The sequence below is a fragment of the Wolbachia endosymbiont (group A) of Sympetrum striolatum genome (assembly GCF_947250715.1).
Taxonomy (GTDB): Bacteria; Pseudomonadota; Alphaproteobacteria; order Rickettsiales; family Anaplasmataceae; genus Wolbachia.
On sequence record NZ_OX366342.1, the window covers coordinates 534703 to 549347 of the forward strand.

Below are 14645 nucleotides of genomic sequence, written 5' to 3' on the forward strand. Positions count from 1 at the left end.
TTTTGCTATGTTTCTGCAAGTTGAGCTTTTGTCTTTTCAAGTTCATCTACAAGTTTTTGTGCAAACTCCTCAAAACCTGCTGGTATATTATTCGTATTTGCTACAGGTTGCTCTGCACTTGTAGGGAATTTTTCATTTAGATAATTTCTGATACGTTCAATACTTTCAAATGCAGCAGTAACAATTGCACGATTTATGAAACAATTATCCTCTACTAACTTTTCTACATCATCTAAATCTTTTCTATTAATAGCATCAGTTAATCGCTCTGTAATAGCTTGTTCAATTATTTTCTTCAACCGTGAATTTTGCTCTATAGCTCGTATTGGCTTTATTTGACTAAAATCTAGGTCTTTATGTTTTAAAAGTTTAATCAATACTTCTTCGTTATCTTGTGTTATTCCTTGTAAACATATTAAGCTCAGGGGTGTTTCTATTTCTCCATTTTGGTTTCTTTTCCAGCAATTAGGATTAAGCTCTTGAGCCAACAGTGTTTTTGCTCGGTTAATATTTCCATTAAAAAGAGCATCTAATAATTTTTTTCCTTTTTGTGCTTTTGTTATTTCCATTGTAAGATGCGAAAAGTCCTTTTTTTGTATTCGCCCTATTTTTTCAATATATTCCTTAGAAGTATAAAAAAAACATTGGTTGTACTCTGCATGTTCTATAAGATATGCTCTGGTACGATCATGTTCAGGCTCAAGATATTTATCCTGAAGAAGAAAAACTTTGTTTTTACTCTTTGTATTAATGCTAGGATGTCTAAGTAACATCCGTATAAAATTCTTATTTTCCATGTGAAAGGCTAGATGTAGAGCTGTATTACATTTTTTAGTTTCTTGAGCATTAATATTTAAATTTTGATGTTGTAAAAGCAACATCATCATTTTTAAGCATATAGGGCTGTCATCACCATTCATGATAATAGTCATTAGTGGTGTATATCTCTCATCAAACGCATTAACATCCGCACCTTCTGCTAGAGCTTGTTTAAAATTCTCTAGGTTTTCATCATCAATAGCTTTAAATAACTGTTTTGTTGATTCACTTAGCTGTCTTAAAGTTGTCGAATTTCGAGCTTGCGATGCCGTGTTATCACCACCTCCATAAGCTCCATAATATGTTACACCGTTTCTATAAGGCATACTAAACCCTCTTTATTAATGATTTACTAATATAATTATGTAAAAAAAAGGAAAATTGCAAGCGATTTATCTATAGCTAACCCAAGAAAGGTTTTCCTACGTCATACCGCGATTTATTCGCGGTATCTCAGCATAGATTCCGCTAACAAGTAGCGGAATGACGAATTTTTGTTTTTAAAATTATTGATGAACTTAAGTCACTTTAGCTATAAAATCCTAATTCTGAGTTAATTAATTACGACTCTAAAAACTTCTCTGCATCAAGTGCAGCCATGCAACCTGTTCCTGCGGCAACTACTGCCTGGCGATATACCTTATCTTGAACATCACCTGCAGCAAATACTCCTGCTTTACTAGTTAAAGTTGTTCCAGGTTTTGTAATTATGTAACCCTGTTCATCCATTTCAACAAAGCCTTTAAAAATACCTGTATTTGGTGCATGCCCAATTGCAATGAACACTCCATCGACTTTCAATTCTTGAGCTTCCGTTGATTTAACTATAATACCAGTAACTTTTTTCGGATTTTCTTCTCCAAGAATCTGCTCTACGGTATGGTTCCACATTACTTTTATTTTATCATTTTTAAAGAGCCTATCTTGCATTACCTTTTCCGCTCTCAATTTATCACGCCTGTGTATTAATATCACTTCTTTGGCAAATCGAGTTAAAAATATTGCTTCTTCAACAGCGGTATTTCCACCACCAATCACGGCTACAACTTTATTCCTAAAAAATGCACCATCACAAGTTGCACAAGCCGAAACTCCGTAACCTTGAAATTCCTTTTCACTCTTGAGACCAAGCCACTTCGCTTGCGCACCAGATGCAATTATAATTGCATCTGAATAGTAGTCATTAGTATTACCAGAAGATCTAAACCTATACTCATTAGAATCCTCAAGTTGTTCAACGCTTTTTATCTCATCATCTATTATTTTTGCTCCAACCTGTTCTGCATGCAACCTCATTTGCTCCATTAGTTCTGGACCCTGTATTGAAACAAAACCAGGATAGTTTTCAACATCTGTAGTAATTGTAAGCTGACCACCAGGCTGCATTCCCGTTACTACAATTGGCTCTAAGTTTGCACGTGCTGCATATATAGCAGCAGCATAACCCGCTGCTCCAGATCCAATAATAAGAACTTTTGTACTAAATCTATAATTCTTCACTGTATGAGTTTAGATAATCAGCTACTCCTTCATCGCTTGCCTGCATTGCTGGCTTACCTTTTTTCCACCCTGCTGGACATACTTCACCATGCTCCTCATTATGTTTAATTGCATCAATGATTCTAACGAATTCATCGATATTACGCCCTAAAGGCAAATCATTTATCGATTGATGACGTACAATAAATTTATCATCAATAACGAAAGTTGCTCTCAGCGCAATTGAGTCATCATATAAGACCCCATAGTCTCTTGATATAGACTTTTTGATATCAGACACTAAAGTGTAGCTAACCTCTCCAATACCACCATCATTAACTGGAGTGTTTCGCCATTTATAATGTGAAAATTTTGAATCTACACTTATTCCTATCACTTCAATACCACGCTTTGCAAACTCATTTATTCTATTATTGAGCGATATCAATTCAGTTGGGCAAACAAAAGTAAAATCAAGTGGATAGAAAAAAAGGACAGCATACTTATTTTTTATGTGCTTACTCAGACAGAAATCATCAACAATTTCTCCGCCGGAGAGAACAGCTGAAGCAGTAAAATCGATAGCAGATTTTGTTACAAGATTCATAATTGACCTATTCTTTTAAAACAACTCTAATTTTACACTTGATGAACTTATATGCAAGTTTTCTTTAGTTTTAGCCCTATAAAAACTTCCTAAAATAGCTCTTCTTTTTTACCGATAAGATACAATCCAGATTGGACACTGAGTTGGTGAGTATAAAATTCTACGTCATTCCACCATGAACCGTCATACCGCCGCGGTATCTCTAGATCCCGCTAACAAGCAGCAGGATGACGATTGTCAGGCTAGCTGTCATCCCAGTTTGGAATCCAGGAAAAAGAATGGTGTCATCCCAGTGCCCAGACACTGGGATCCAGGAAACTTTGATTGTAAACTAATTTGGTAAGCATAAAAGTAAAACACAACGTTCTTGATTATGTTAAATTAAAAACTAGATCCCAGTGTCTGGGCACTGGGATGACATCCTTTCTAGTGTAATTTATTCGGGAGATTTGCTAAGCGGTAAGATTTTTCCTGATACGCTGCAATCGTTAGAAGCTAACTCCACAAATTTGTCTGTTAGTTTATCAGGTGACACCAATTCAGATCCAGGAAATGCCTGCTCACTACCCACAGGTCCTTTCGTGTATACAGCATTTACACATAATTTTGTATGTTTTGTCTCAGATGCATATATCTGCACCATTATTTCTAGTGCAACTTTACTTGCAGCATACGGCATCCAATATGGATAAGAGGAAGGAGAAAGTGTCACCTCTGAGGTCATGAATATCACTCTTCCAGCATTAGACTTCTTTAGCATTGGATCTAAGTTTTTTAGTAAGTACCAATTGGCAGTAAAATTTGTATTCATTACGTTCTGTAGCTCTTCAATCTCACAGTCGTGAATAGGGTTCAATTTGCCTAAAATTCCAGTACATGCAACTAATATATCAAGTGCTCCAGATTCTGATAATTTCAGGCTTTCTATCATGTTTGTCAGTATCTTTACATTCTCAAAGTCTAAAAGATCAAGCTGAATTAGTTTCACAGAGCCTTCTTTAAATTCTTCAAGCTCTTCAATTTCATTATATAGTGGCTTGAGATTATCAAGAGATCTTGAAATCAGAATTACACATGCACCTTCTTTTACAAATCTTTTTGCAACAGCAGAGCCTATTTCACCTGAAGCTCCGGTGATTAAAGCTACTTTACCTTCTAACTTACTCATTTCTTTCTCCTTAGCGAGATTCATTGAAATATTTTAGCTGAAAATTAAATTTTGCTCCATATATAAAAATCAAACTTAGCATATAAAAAAATAGTAATGACACTACCATACCACCTAAACTTCCATATATCAAATTCAGTTGATCAAAGGAAGCTTTTAAGTATTGCTTGAAAGCTGAAGCAGAAATTGTCCAAAGAATAACAGCCACACAAGATCCAGGAAAGACGTCTGATAAATTTTGTTTTATGTTTGGCAACATAAAATATAGCCAAGAGACTACTGTGAAAAGTACAAATTCAATGAGGAGATATTTAGTATAACTAATCCCCTGATAGGAAAAATCAATTAGCATTGGCACTAATGTAGAGAACACTATAGTTAGAGTTATAATAAGCGTGATCACTAAAAATTGTAGTATACTTAACAACCTTCTTAATATATAAGGTGGCGAAACCGGAACTTTATAAGCTTTGTTCAATATTGTTCTTAGCCCTTCAATTGTTGACGAGGCGGTCCAAACAGCGCCTACAATTGCTAAAGTTAGTAAGCTTTGCGGCGGGCCTGATATTATCTCTCTGATACGCGGCATCAAAGATGATAAAATATCCTGTGGCATGTTATCAATGATAAATACCCAGCCAATGTTATACTGGTCTAAGAAATTTGCGAATGTTGACGCCACAGCCATTAAAACGATGAGAAAAGGGAATATTGATAACAGGATTAAAAATGATAGATACCCTGCATGCTCCACTCCATCATTATGAATTGTGTCAATCAAAGCACGATAAAGGCAATAAACGATGCTGTAAAATTTCTGTAGCATGTAATATAAACGAACCAAGAAAAGTATTCTAAATGAAATAAAGGATACTTTTAAGCAAAAAATCCTCACCATTTACTTAAACTTAATCAATGTGATAGATAATCAAATATGAAACAGAAATTATAGGAGGCGTAATGAAAAATTTTCTTCTACTTGTAGCTTTAATTCTCTCCTTTGCATTTGATGCAAATGCTGATACTAGTCCTACTTTTGTTGATCAAAATGATACAACATCATTAGTGATATGCAAGATAATAGGCTATACTCATGGCATAGGTGGACCAATGATCACAATAGTGATAATTGGTGCAGCGTTGCTTGCAATATTCGGCAGAATGCCGTGGCCAGCGCTTTTTGCACTCGGTGCATTTACTGCTGTGTTTTTTGGCGCTCCTGTAGTCGTTTCAAAAATAACACCAAGCGGTGTGATTTGTAAAGACGGTGCAGTAGCGGTTCATCCATAGAAATTATTGGAGGCACAAAACGTAGTTTTCTTTACTTGAAAGTGGTAAGTTTTACCACTTTCAGTGTCTATGACTACCTAATAAATTCTCTTTCTGTAATCATATCAGTTAAAGTCTGGATTCCAGCGTCACGCGCTGGAATGACAAGGTTATCGTCATGCTGCCGCATACCGTCACGGTATCTCTAGATACCGGCTAACAAGCAGCGGGATGACGAAGTTATCGTCATGCCACCGCGAACCGTCATATCGCCGCAGACCGTCATACCGCGATTCATTCGCGGTATCTCTTAGCATAGATCCCGCTAACACGTAGCGGGATGACGATTGTCAAGGTGTCATCCGAGTAGCTTGACTACTTGGATCCAGAAAACTTAACTTTAAATAAGTGGCTGCATAATAAAGACTAGATTCCAGCGTCACGCGCTGGAATGACATCATAGGGGCTACTCGGATGACGAGAAAGGAGCACTGGGATGACACCTTCCTGCCCAGTTCATGTTAGCTATAAACATTAAGAAATTTACCAAACGAAAAAAAAGGCAAAAGAAGCCCTAGTCATTGTCTATTTTCAGTATTTGGCGTTTTTTAAGTCTTAAACACTGCAATTTAGCTGCTTTTAAATGCAACTCACCTTAGTTTAAATGTTTAAGAAATTTACTAAGCAGAAAAAAAGGCAAAAGAAACCCCGTGTTAGCTAGTTGTCACTCTCTAATCCTGCAAATTGGCGTACTATACTGTCTTAAACGACTTATAAGCGCGTTTCAGCTTATATAGGTAAAAACCCAGAAATGTTGTGAAGACATAAGGTGCACATAGTGCAAAAAATTAAAAATAAGACGCCAACCACGTTGTTTTCTTGCTGTTTAATCTGCACAGATGAAGATAACTGAATACCTTCAGTTTCATGATAAGTGGGCTGGCAGAGTTTGTCAAGTGATTTTTGTCTCTCCATGCTACTTGGGTGACACCAACAGTTGTATTTTATATTATCTTTTTGCTCTACTAGCACTCAAGTTTCCTATTTAAAATTTTTAATATTAAATTCAATTCATTTGGATTATTATACCGTATCATAACTTTACCCTTAGAATTACTGTCATTAATTTTGATCTTTAAACCAAGTTGAGAAGATATAGCACCTTCTAGTGCTGCCATATCTTGATTTTTGGTATATCTCTGCTCTTTTTGGTTGTTACTTTGATGTAAGTCTTTTATCAATTTTTCAGTTTGCCTAACGCTTAAGCCTTGGGAAATTATTTTTTCTGCAATACTTTCCGCATTTTCAACATTAATCAACGCTCTTGCATGGCCCATAGATAGCTTTTTTTCGTTGATCATTGTTTTTACTCCATCAGGAAGTGACAACATCCGAATCATATTGGTTATGTGACTGCGGCTTTTGCCTATAGTTGAAGATAATTCTTCATGTGTATAGGAAAACTCATCTATCAGTCTCTTATACGCTTCACCTTCTTCTATTGGATTAATATCTTGCCTTTGTATGTTTTCAATAATGGATACTTCCAAGCATTCCTTGTCGCTCAGATCTTTTATGATAACGGGTGCACTATCAAGATTTGCAATCTTGCTTGCTCGCCAACGACGTTCCCCAGCTATTATTTCGTAACCATCATCATTTGAATCTTTGCGTACCACGATAGGCTGTATAATGCCACTTTTCTTTATCGAATTTGCAAGTTCTCTTAATGACTCCTCGTCAAAATGTTTCCTCGGTTGAAATTTGCTTGGGTGCAGTAATGAAATAGGCAAATACTCTTGTCGATCTTCTTTATTATCATAATTATCGCCTATGAGGCCGGCAAGACCTCTGCCGAGGCGTCTATCATCCTTCATACCACGCCCTCACTCACTAGCTTCTTCTCCTTACAACTGCTCGCGTGCTTTTTTAAAATTTCCCTTGCCAAACTTATATATGCTTGTGCACCAGGACACTTAAGATCATACACAATAGCGGGTTTTCCATGAGAAGGCGCTTCTGATAACCGTACGTTACGTGGAATAACAGTCTCATACAATGGGATGATAGTTTTGTATACTTTATCATTTAAATACTGGCAAATATCGTTTTTAATCTGTTCACTGAGTTTGTTGCGCCTGTCATACATTGTTAACACGATCCCTTCTATTGCCAAAAAAGGGTTTAGGTTATTCCTTTTTATCAGTTCTACAGTTTTAACTAAATGGCTTAATCCTTCCAGAGCAAAAAACTCACACTGAAGAGGAACAATAATAGAATTAGCAGCAGTCAAAGCATTTATGGTTAGAAGCCCAAGTGATGGAGGGCAATCAATGATTATATACTCATAATTATCGCGTATCTTCTCTAATGCGCTTTTTAGCACAAATTTTCCTCGCTCAAGTTGCGATAATTCAATTTCTGCAGCTGACAGATCAACTACTGACGAAATTAGTGATAAATTTGGAATTTCCTTTATATTGAAAATTGCCGATTCTATCAATTTATTTTCTCTGCTCAGTAGTATTTTGTATATATTTTTTTCTTCCCTACTACGATAAGAAATCCCGAGTCCGGTGCTAGCATTTCCTTGAGGATCAAGATCTACCAATAAAGTGCTTTTTCCCACAGCAGCAAAGGCTGTCGATAAATTTATACTAGTTGTGGTTTTGCCAACTCCACCCTTTTGATTTACTATTGCAATAATCTTGCTCACGCCTTTTATCTTATGTATAAAATAATTCTATTGTATATATGCAAGAAACTTTTGCATTAGAAAATTTTTTTGTTGCTAATCACACTAAAATTAGACTGTCTTTTTTGCTTTGTGTAACACACTTTGAACCTTGTTTCCTAATTCATTCAGAGTGAATGGTTTTGGCAAAAAGTGAAAATCTTCTATATTGATGTCATCACTCTTTAAAAAAGCATCTTCTGCATACCCAGAAATAAAAATAACGTTGATATTTGGCCTATGGATCAATGCTTCTTTAACTATTTCTGGACCACTCACCTCTGGCATGATTACATCAGTGATTATTAGATCTATGTGTTGATTTTTTTTACTGATTATTTCTAGCGCCTCGCTGCCTATGCTCGCTTCTATTACATCAAATCCTTTTCTTTTGAGTGCTTTAGAGATGAATTCCCTTACTGAATTTTCATCTTCAATCAATAAAATTATACCATTACCTTTAATTTCACTTACTACCGGTCTTTCTATTTCTTCACTATCTTCCTCTATCAGATTTTCATCTGATATGTAAACCATGGGCAAAAATATGCTAAATTTAGTTCCATGATTTACTTTGCTAGCAACATAGATGTCTCCTTCAGTTTGTTTAATAATGCCATATACAGTAGAGAGGCCAAGACCTGTACCAGAGGTAATATCTTTGGTAGAAAAAAATGGGTCAAATGCCTTTTCAATTGTATCACTTGTCATTCCACATCCAGTATCAATTACTTCAATCACAACATAATTTCCATGTTCGATCGTTTCCTTGTCTGGAGAAAACATGTCCTGAGATGTAGAATTTAATGAGTCAATCTTTTGATTAAAGGTTCGTATAGTTAATTCTCCGCCCTTTTCCATAGCAGCACTAGCATTGACTGCTAAGTTAAGTATAACTTGCTCTAATTGCCCTTGATCAGCCCTAACAGCACCCAAGTCTCTACCATAATAAATATTAAACTTTATATTTTCACCTATTAATCTTTTTATCATTTCATAAAGATTAGCTATAGTACTATTTACATCAATAATTTTTGGCTGCAAGGTCTGTCTTCTTGAAAAAGCAAGCAATTGTCTTACTAAATTTGATCCACGCTTTGCATTTTGCTGTATCTGTATTATATCTCCAAAAGATGGATCACCAGCTGAATGTTGGAGTAAAAGCAAATCGCAAAATCCTATTATCCCAGTCAATATATTGTTGAAATCATGCGCAATACCACCTGCTAACTGCCCTATAGCTTGCATCTTTTGATAATGCTCAAGCTTTATCTCTAGGTTTTTGTGTTCAGTATTGTCAATAAAATAACAAAGTATGAAGATCATTTTATTATGAAGAAACTTATTGAAATATATTTTTATGTTATTATCGCCGTTGAGCTGTACATCAAAGGACGCATTATTTATTCTATTACTCGAAAAATATTCACGTATTTTCACATGATAACTATCTAATATCAATGTAAAGATTGAATTATTATCTGACCCTGCAAGCTTTATTAGTGCCGTATTTTTCTTTACAAAGTTGCCGTTTATGTCACATTGTGCAATAGCAATTGATGAATTTGCAAAACAAGGGTGTAATTGATAATCAACAATATTTGATTCGGTTGGTGTTATAAAGCCATATATATAGCTATGGTTGTATTTATCACAAAATATAGCAGTGCTCATATAAGCCTTGAATGGAATACCACTTATAGTAAAAAACAAAATTTCATTATCGGTTGTTGTATTGTTATATTTAGATTGAGATATAAAATCACTGATTGAGCTACCTTTTTCCAGTTTTTTCAGTTCAAATATATCTAAAAATCTTTTATTTACAGATAAAATCACCCCTTTGGCATTTGCAATGTAAGTTCCTATACTGTGTTTTTCTATTAACTCTTCATATATCTGCTCCTTGTTTATCTGTGTTGCTTTTAACACAAAATACCCATCTGGCCTTGCTATTGGCACTAATGATAAATTTAAAATCTTATTACTATTTATAGCAATTTGGGGATTATCTGGTATCGGCTCAAAGAGCAAAAGAAAGTTAGATACTCTATTCTTCTTGTTTAAGGAAATGCATACTTGTACAGAAGAGTTATTTTTTAGTGCATGATAGAGTACTTTTTTGTCTTCTTCTGAAACATCTCCTATTTCAAAAATCTTGCCTAACGTAATGTCATCATCTATATGATCTTTAAACCTTTCGTAGAACCTTGCATCAGCATAAATAATACCCTCATCTCTATGTAAAATAAGGCAAAATTCTGTATTATGATTTAGTGCATTTGCAAATATTGCATTTTGAAATTCTATAGTATTAAGTAGGTGTCTGTAGCGTTTTACATTATATATCATAAAGAGAGTTGTTAGAATGCTCACTAATAAATTAATCTCTATATTAATATGCTGACTATATATATCAAAAAAGTAGAGTATCGATATTGCTACTGGAGGTAAGAGCATAATAACTGCCATCACAACAATTGACATTCCATAATTTCTTAGTATGAAGTCAACCCTGTTCTCTTTCTTGTTATCTATGTATCTTTTATTCATTATTGCTATTTGGCATTGTTGTATATACGAAAATGTTTTATTATATTGATTTAATTATTATAGATTTATTAACGTCTTTGATAGATAATTATCATCCAAATCTAATTAAGTTCCTTAAATATCAGATATAACAATGTTAATAAGCTAGCAAGAGGACATTATGGAAAAACAAAAAACACAAGCATTTAAGTGGTTCTGTGCACTAAGAGATAAGATCATAGAATCTTTCTTATTAATTGAAAAACAATCATCCACAGAGCCAAAGATTGAAAAAAGAAAGTGGGATCGCCCAGGTGGTGGAGGTGGTGAATCTACAATTATTTTTGGCAATGTTTTTGAAAAAGTTGGAGTAAACGTTTCAAAAGTACACGGAAAATTTGCAGATTCAGCCATTAATGAAATTCCTGGTGCAAGTGAAAGTAACGGAGAGTTTTGGGCAAGCGGTACATCTTTAGTGTCTCATATGCAATCGCCCCTTATCCCTGCAGCACATATGAACACAAGGCTGATATATACTTCAAAACAATGGTTTGGTGGAGGGATGGATTTTACGCCAATATATAAAAATGAAGAAGATTGCAAGTATATTCATGAATCAATCAAAATGACATGTGATAGATTTGACACCGGATATTATCCAAAATTTAAAGAGCAATGTGACAACTATTTTTTCTTACCACATAGAAAAGAGCCACGTGGCATTGGTGGTATTTTCTATGATAATCTGAGTTCTGGCAATTGGAGAAATGATTTTGAGTTCACAAAAGCAGTAGGTGAAGCCTTTTTGGAAATTTATTTGCACATCATACGTAAACATATACAAAAATCTTGGACAAAAGAACAACGAGAAAATCAATTAATAAAACGTGGCAGATATGTAGAATTCAATCTGTTATACGATCGTGGCACAAGGTTTGGTTTAATGACTGACGGCAATCCAGATGCAATTATGATGTCAATGCCACCACTTGTTAAGTGGTTATAGAGAGCTGCTATTAGCAGAAAATAAATCATCATAGTTTAAAGTTGTACCATGATAGTGAGCTTTTATATAGGGGGTATAATCATGGGTATAATAGATAATTTTTTAATTAAATCTGTCAAAAACAATGACATAAAAGGTGTTAAACTGACTCTAAGTCTCTACAATGCACTAAAAGGCTGGCTTTAGTGTAGAAGAAATAAAGCAGAAATATGAGCGTAGAGATTCTGGCTACGATTCTGGCTATGATTCCGATACAAAAGTTGAACAACAATTAGAATTAGGATCTAAAACTCCTAAATCTGAAATAAATTCAGTGAATATTAAATATGGAATAGAGAAAGACGTTTGCGCCATAAAATAATTGACTTTATGTGCATAATCAATATAACTTGAGTTAATTCGCATTGACTCTTTCGTCTAGTGGTTAGGACACCACCCTTTCACGGTGGTAACACGGGTTCAAATCCCGTAAGAGTCACTCAAGTAGAATATAATTAAAGTTTTGAATGGGAAAAATTAGGCTTTATTTTGAAGAAGCTTTATCACAAGGCGTGAGTTTAGCACTTAATCCACAACAAAGTCACTATATTTGCAATGTAATGCGGCTTAAGAAGTATGATAATCTCTCTCTTTTTAATGGAAAGGATGGAGAATGGTTAGGAGAAGTAGTTAATATATCGCGTAAATTAACAAAAGTTACACTCAAAGAATGCACTAAACAACAGCAATATGAGGAAAATTTATACTTATATTGTGCCATGGTAAAAAGTGGTGCTTTAGGCAACATAGTAAGACAGGCAACTGAAATGGGAGTAACCTGCATTCAATTTATTTCAACGGAACGTACAGTAGTAAAAAACATTAACCTAAGTAGAGCAAAATTACAGGCAATCGAAGCTGCGGAACAATCCGGTAGGATGAGTATACCAGAGATTTTGCCTCCTATTAACTTTTGTGAGTTACCTGATTCCCAGAGTAAAAATTTTGTTTTATGTGATGAAACAGGTAAAGCTGATAAAGTGCTGAAAGGTAAGAAAAATGTTGCTATTATTGTTGGCCCTGAAGGTGGTTTTTCATCTTATGAACTTGATCTTGCCGATAAGTTTTGTCAAAAATTGAGTCTAGGAAAAAGAATTTTAAGGGTCGATACTGCTGTGGTTGCTGCACTAACTTTCACCAATTGGTGTAGCTAGATTTTTAAATATGGCTAAGGTTTGGGCCATAGAGAAATCTGATTCAGTGTTGCACGCGCTAACTGTACAAACTCTATAGGCCGCCTGCGAAGCAGTTTGCTACTAAAGAGGAGCTAATAAAAAACATATTCTAAAATAATATTAAATCTTATATTATATTTTTTCTAAAATAAACAAATGAATCTTGCATTTTGCCTGAGTTATTGATACTCTGAGTAAAGAAGTCGGGGCGTAGCGCAGCCTGGTAGCGCATTTGGTTTGGGACCAAAGGGTCGGGAGTTCAAATCTCTCCGCCCCGATGCTAGCAGAAGTTTTAACGCTTTTAATAGTTAGAGCTTTTAAAGGCATTTCGTTCATATTGCAGTTTAACGCTCAAGTTTATAAAATAATTGACAATGTTAATTTTCTAATTTATAAATAAATTTTGAAATGATTACCGAAGGAGGTATAGAGTTTGATTGAAGTATCAGTCCATTATGGTGATGTAGACAGAGCTCTTCCAGTATTGAAAAAAACAATTCAAAAGGAAGGAAGAGGGTTGAAAATGAAAAAACAATATCATGAAAAAAAATCAGAAAAAAGAGCTAAAAAGAAAGCTGAAGCGAGAAAAAAGAGGCACCAGCAAGAATGCAGAAGGCAGCGTTACGGTTGGTAATTTTTTAATAGTTTATCATTGGTTGTTTTATGAATATTCACGAATATCAAGCAAAAGAGATTTTGCATAAATTTAATGTCTCGGTGCCAAAAGGTTTTGTCACTATATCTGCAGAAGGAGTAAAGACTCAAGTAAGTCAATTAAAATCTGACGTGTTTGTGGTTAAAGCTCAAATTCATGCAGGTGGTAGGGGTAAAGCCGGTGGCGTAAAGCTAGCAAAGTCAGCTGAAGAAGCTCAACAGTTTGTAAAAGACATGATTGGTATGACTTTAGTTACTCATCAAACAGGGCCAAGCGGGCAGCAAGTAAGAAGAGTATATATTGAAGAAGGCTCAAGCATTAAGAAAGAGTATTACTTAAGCCTGGTAATTGACCCGAAGCTCAGTAGGCCAATATTCATATTTTCCTCAGAAGGTGGAATGGACATCGAAGAAGTGGCGAAAAATTCTCCCGCAAAAATTGTGAAATTTGATATTGATCTTGCTACAAGTTTTGATAGCAGCAAGTTAAGCAGCAGTTTTAATTTGAGTTCAGAACAAATAGAAAAAATAACAAATGTTGCAAAAAATATATATGATGCGTTTATTGCAACTGATGCGAGCCAAATTGAAATTAATCCACTGGTTGAAACAAGTTCTGGAGATTTTATTGCGCTCGATGCGAAAATTAATTTTGATGACAATGCTTTATATCGTCACCCAGAAATTATGGAACTTCGTGATTATGATGAAGAAGTGAAAGAAGAGATAGAGGCTTCAAAGTATGGGCTCAGTTACATCAAAATGGATGGCAGTATTGGTTGCATGGTAAATGGTGCAGGTCTTGCTATGGCAACAATGGATATAATAAAATACTACGGAGCAGAGCCTGCTAACTTTTTGGATGTTGGTGGTGGAGCGAGTAAAGAAACTGTAACTGAAGCATTTAAAATCATATTGTCTGATAGCAACGTAAGAGGAATTTTGGTTAACATATTTGGTGGTATAATGCGTTGCGATATTATCGCAAGTGGAATTGTTGCGGCTGTAAAAGAAATGAGCATTAAAGTTCCTCTAGTGGTTAGATTATCAGGCACTAATTTCGAAGAAGGAAAAAGAATTTTAGAAGAGTCAGGATTAAATATTATTGCTGCAGATGAACTGGGCGATGCTGCGCAGAAAATAGTACAAGAGGTGAAATAGAG

The 14645-nt window shown here is 35.0% G+C and carries 14 protein-coding genes and 2 tRNA genes; 7 read left to right on the forward strand and 9 right to left on the reverse strand.

Annotation, left to right across the window (positions count from 1 at the left end):
- Positions 1–5 precede the first annotated feature (5 nt).
- The 5 genes from OOK87_RS02565 to OOK87_RS02585 form a co-directional block, all read right to left on the reverse strand.
- Positions 6–1145, reverse strand: a complete 1140-nt coding sequence (locus tag OOK87_RS02565) for an ankyrin repeat domain-containing protein (protein WP_264687974.1) — start codon at positions 1143–1145, stop codon at positions 6–8.
- 235 nt (positions 1146–1380) lie between these two features.
- Positions 1381–2319: a thioredoxin-disulfide reductase gene (gene trxB, locus OOK87_RS02570; protein ID WP_264687975.1), complete on the reverse strand. Its 939-nt coding sequence runs from the start codon at positions 2317–2319 to the stop codon at positions 1381–1383.
- Entirely contained in the window at positions 2306–2905 is a 600-nt protein-coding gene (locus tag OOK87_RS02575) for a peroxiredoxin (protein WP_253309335.1), read from the reverse strand. The genes trxB and OOK87_RS02575 overlap by 14 nt, the downstream gene beginning before the upstream one ends.
- Before the next feature lie 436 nt (positions 2906–3341).
- Positions 3342–4097 (reverse strand): SDR family oxidoreductase, encoded by a 756-nt coding sequence (locus tag OOK87_RS02580; RefSeq protein ID WP_264687976.1) that lies wholly within the window; start codon positions 4095–4097, stop codon positions 3342–3344.
- A complete protein-coding gene (locus OOK87_RS02585) occupies positions 4084–4899 on the reverse strand; it encodes a YihY/virulence factor BrkB family protein (protein WP_253309333.1) in 816 nt (271 codons plus the stop codon). Before OOK87_RS02585 ends, OOK87_RS02580 begins: the two co-directional genes overlap by 14 nt.
- Positions 4900–5033: 134 nt before the next feature.
- Here OOK87_RS02585 and OOK87_RS02590 point away from each other — a divergent pair, with 134 nt between their 5' ends.
- On the forward strand, positions 5034–5363 hold the full coding sequence (locus OOK87_RS02590; protein ID WP_264687977.1) for a TrbC/VirB2 family protein: 330 nt from the start codon (positions 5034–5036) through the stop codon (positions 5361–5363).
- A gap of 329 nt (positions 5364–5692) precedes the next feature.
- Here OOK87_RS02590 and OOK87_RS02595 read toward each other — a convergent pair whose 3' ends face one another.
- From OOK87_RS02595 to OOK87_RS02610, 4 genes are all read right to left on the reverse strand, one after another.
- Positions 5693–5845: a hypothetical protein gene (locus tag OOK87_RS02595; RefSeq protein WP_264687978.1), complete on the reverse strand. Its 153-nt coding sequence runs from the start codon at positions 5843–5845 to the stop codon at positions 5693–5695.
- A gap of 522 nt (positions 5846–6367) precedes the next feature.
- Positions 6368–7219 (reverse strand): ParB/RepB/Spo0J family partition protein, encoded by an 852-nt coding sequence (locus OOK87_RS02600; protein WP_264687979.1) that lies wholly within the window; start codon positions 7217–7219, stop codon positions 6368–6370.
- Positions 7216–8058, reverse strand: a complete 843-nt coding sequence (locus OOK87_RS02605; protein WP_264687980.1) for a ParA family protein — start codon at positions 8056–8058, stop codon at positions 7216–7218. The genes OOK87_RS02600 and OOK87_RS02605 overlap by 4 nt, the downstream gene beginning before the upstream one ends.
- A gap of 90 nt (positions 8059–8148) precedes the next feature.
- The gene (locus OOK87_RS02610; RefSeq protein ID WP_264687981.1) at positions 8149–10629 is read right to left on the reverse strand and encodes an ATP-binding protein; all 2481 of its coding nucleotides are present in this window, start codon (positions 10627–10629) and stop codon (positions 8149–8151) included.
- Positions 10630–10789: 160 nt separating this feature from the next.
- Here OOK87_RS02610 and hemF point away from each other — a divergent pair, with 160 nt between their 5' ends.
- The 6 genes from hemF to sucC all read left to right on the forward strand — a co-directional run bounded on the left by hemF (position 10790) and on the right by sucC (position 14643).
- Positions 10790–11614 (forward strand): oxygen-dependent coproporphyrinogen oxidase, encoded by an 825-nt coding sequence (gene hemF, locus OOK87_RS02615; RefSeq protein ID WP_253309328.1) that lies wholly within the window; start codon positions 10790–10792, stop codon positions 11612–11614.
- Between the two features lie 406 nt (positions 11615–12020).
- Positions 12021–12092: transfer RNA gene (locus OOK87_RS02620), tRNA-Glu, on the forward strand.
- A 28-nt stretch (positions 12093–12120) separates the two neighbouring features.
- Entirely contained in the window at positions 12121–12807 is a 687-nt protein-coding gene (locus OOK87_RS02625) for a 16S rRNA (uracil(1498)-N(3))-methyltransferase (protein WP_264687982.1), read from the forward strand.
- Positions 12808–13032: 225 nt separating this feature from the next.
- A tRNA-Pro gene (locus OOK87_RS02630) sits at positions 13033–13106 on the forward strand.
- Between the two features lie 155 nt (positions 13107–13261).
- On the forward strand, positions 13262–13462 hold the full coding sequence (rpsU, locus tag OOK87_RS02635) for a 30S ribosomal protein S21 (RefSeq protein ID WP_064125049.1): 201 nt from the start codon (positions 13262–13264) through the stop codon (positions 13460–13462).
- Between the two features lie 29 nt (positions 13463–13491).
- A complete protein-coding gene (sucC, locus tag OOK87_RS02640) occupies positions 13492–14643 on the forward strand; it encodes an ADP-forming succinate--CoA ligase subunit beta (protein WP_264687983.1) in 1152 nt (383 codons plus the stop codon).
- Positions 14644–14645 lie beyond the last annotated feature (2 nt).

Coding starts and splice junctions, on each gene's coding strand:
- OOK87_RS02565 (WP_264687974.1), bottom strand. CDS start 1,145: ATGCCTTATAGAAACGGTGTAACATATTATGGAGCTTATGGAGGTGGT.
- OOK87_RS02575 (WP_253309335.1), bottom strand. CDS start 2,905: ATGAATCTTGTAACAAAATCTGCTATCGATTTTACTGCTTCAGCTGTT.
- OOK87_RS02580 (WP_264687976.1), bottom strand. CDS start 4,097: ATGAATCTCGCTAAGGAGAAAGAAATGAGTAAGTTAGAAGGTAAAGTA.
- OOK87_RS02585 (WP_253309333.1), bottom strand. CDS start 4,899: ATGCTACAGAAATTTTACAGCATCGTTTATTGCCTTTATCGTGCTTTG.
- OOK87_RS02590 (WP_264687977.1), top strand. CDS start 5,034: ATGAAAAATTTTCTTCTACTTGTAGCTTTAATTCTCTCCTTTGCATTT.
- OOK87_RS02600 (WP_264687979.1), bottom strand. CDS start 7,219: ATGAAGGATGATAGACGCCTCGGCAGAGGTCTTGCCGGCCTCATAGGC.
- OOK87_RS02610 (WP_264687981.1), bottom strand. CDS start 10,629: ATGAATAAAAGATACATAGATAACAAGAAAGAGAACAGGGTTGACTTC.
- hemF (WP_253309328.1), top strand. CDS start 10,790: ATGGAAAAACAAAAAACACAAGCATTTAAGTGGTTCTGTGCACTAAGA.
- OOK87_RS02625 (WP_264687982.1), top strand. CDS start 12,121: ATGGGAAAAATTAGGCTTTATTTTGAAGAAGCTTTATCACAAGGCGTG.
- sucC (WP_264687983.1), top strand. CDS start 13,492: ATGAATATTCACGAATATCAAGCAAAAGAGATTTTGCATAAATTTAAT.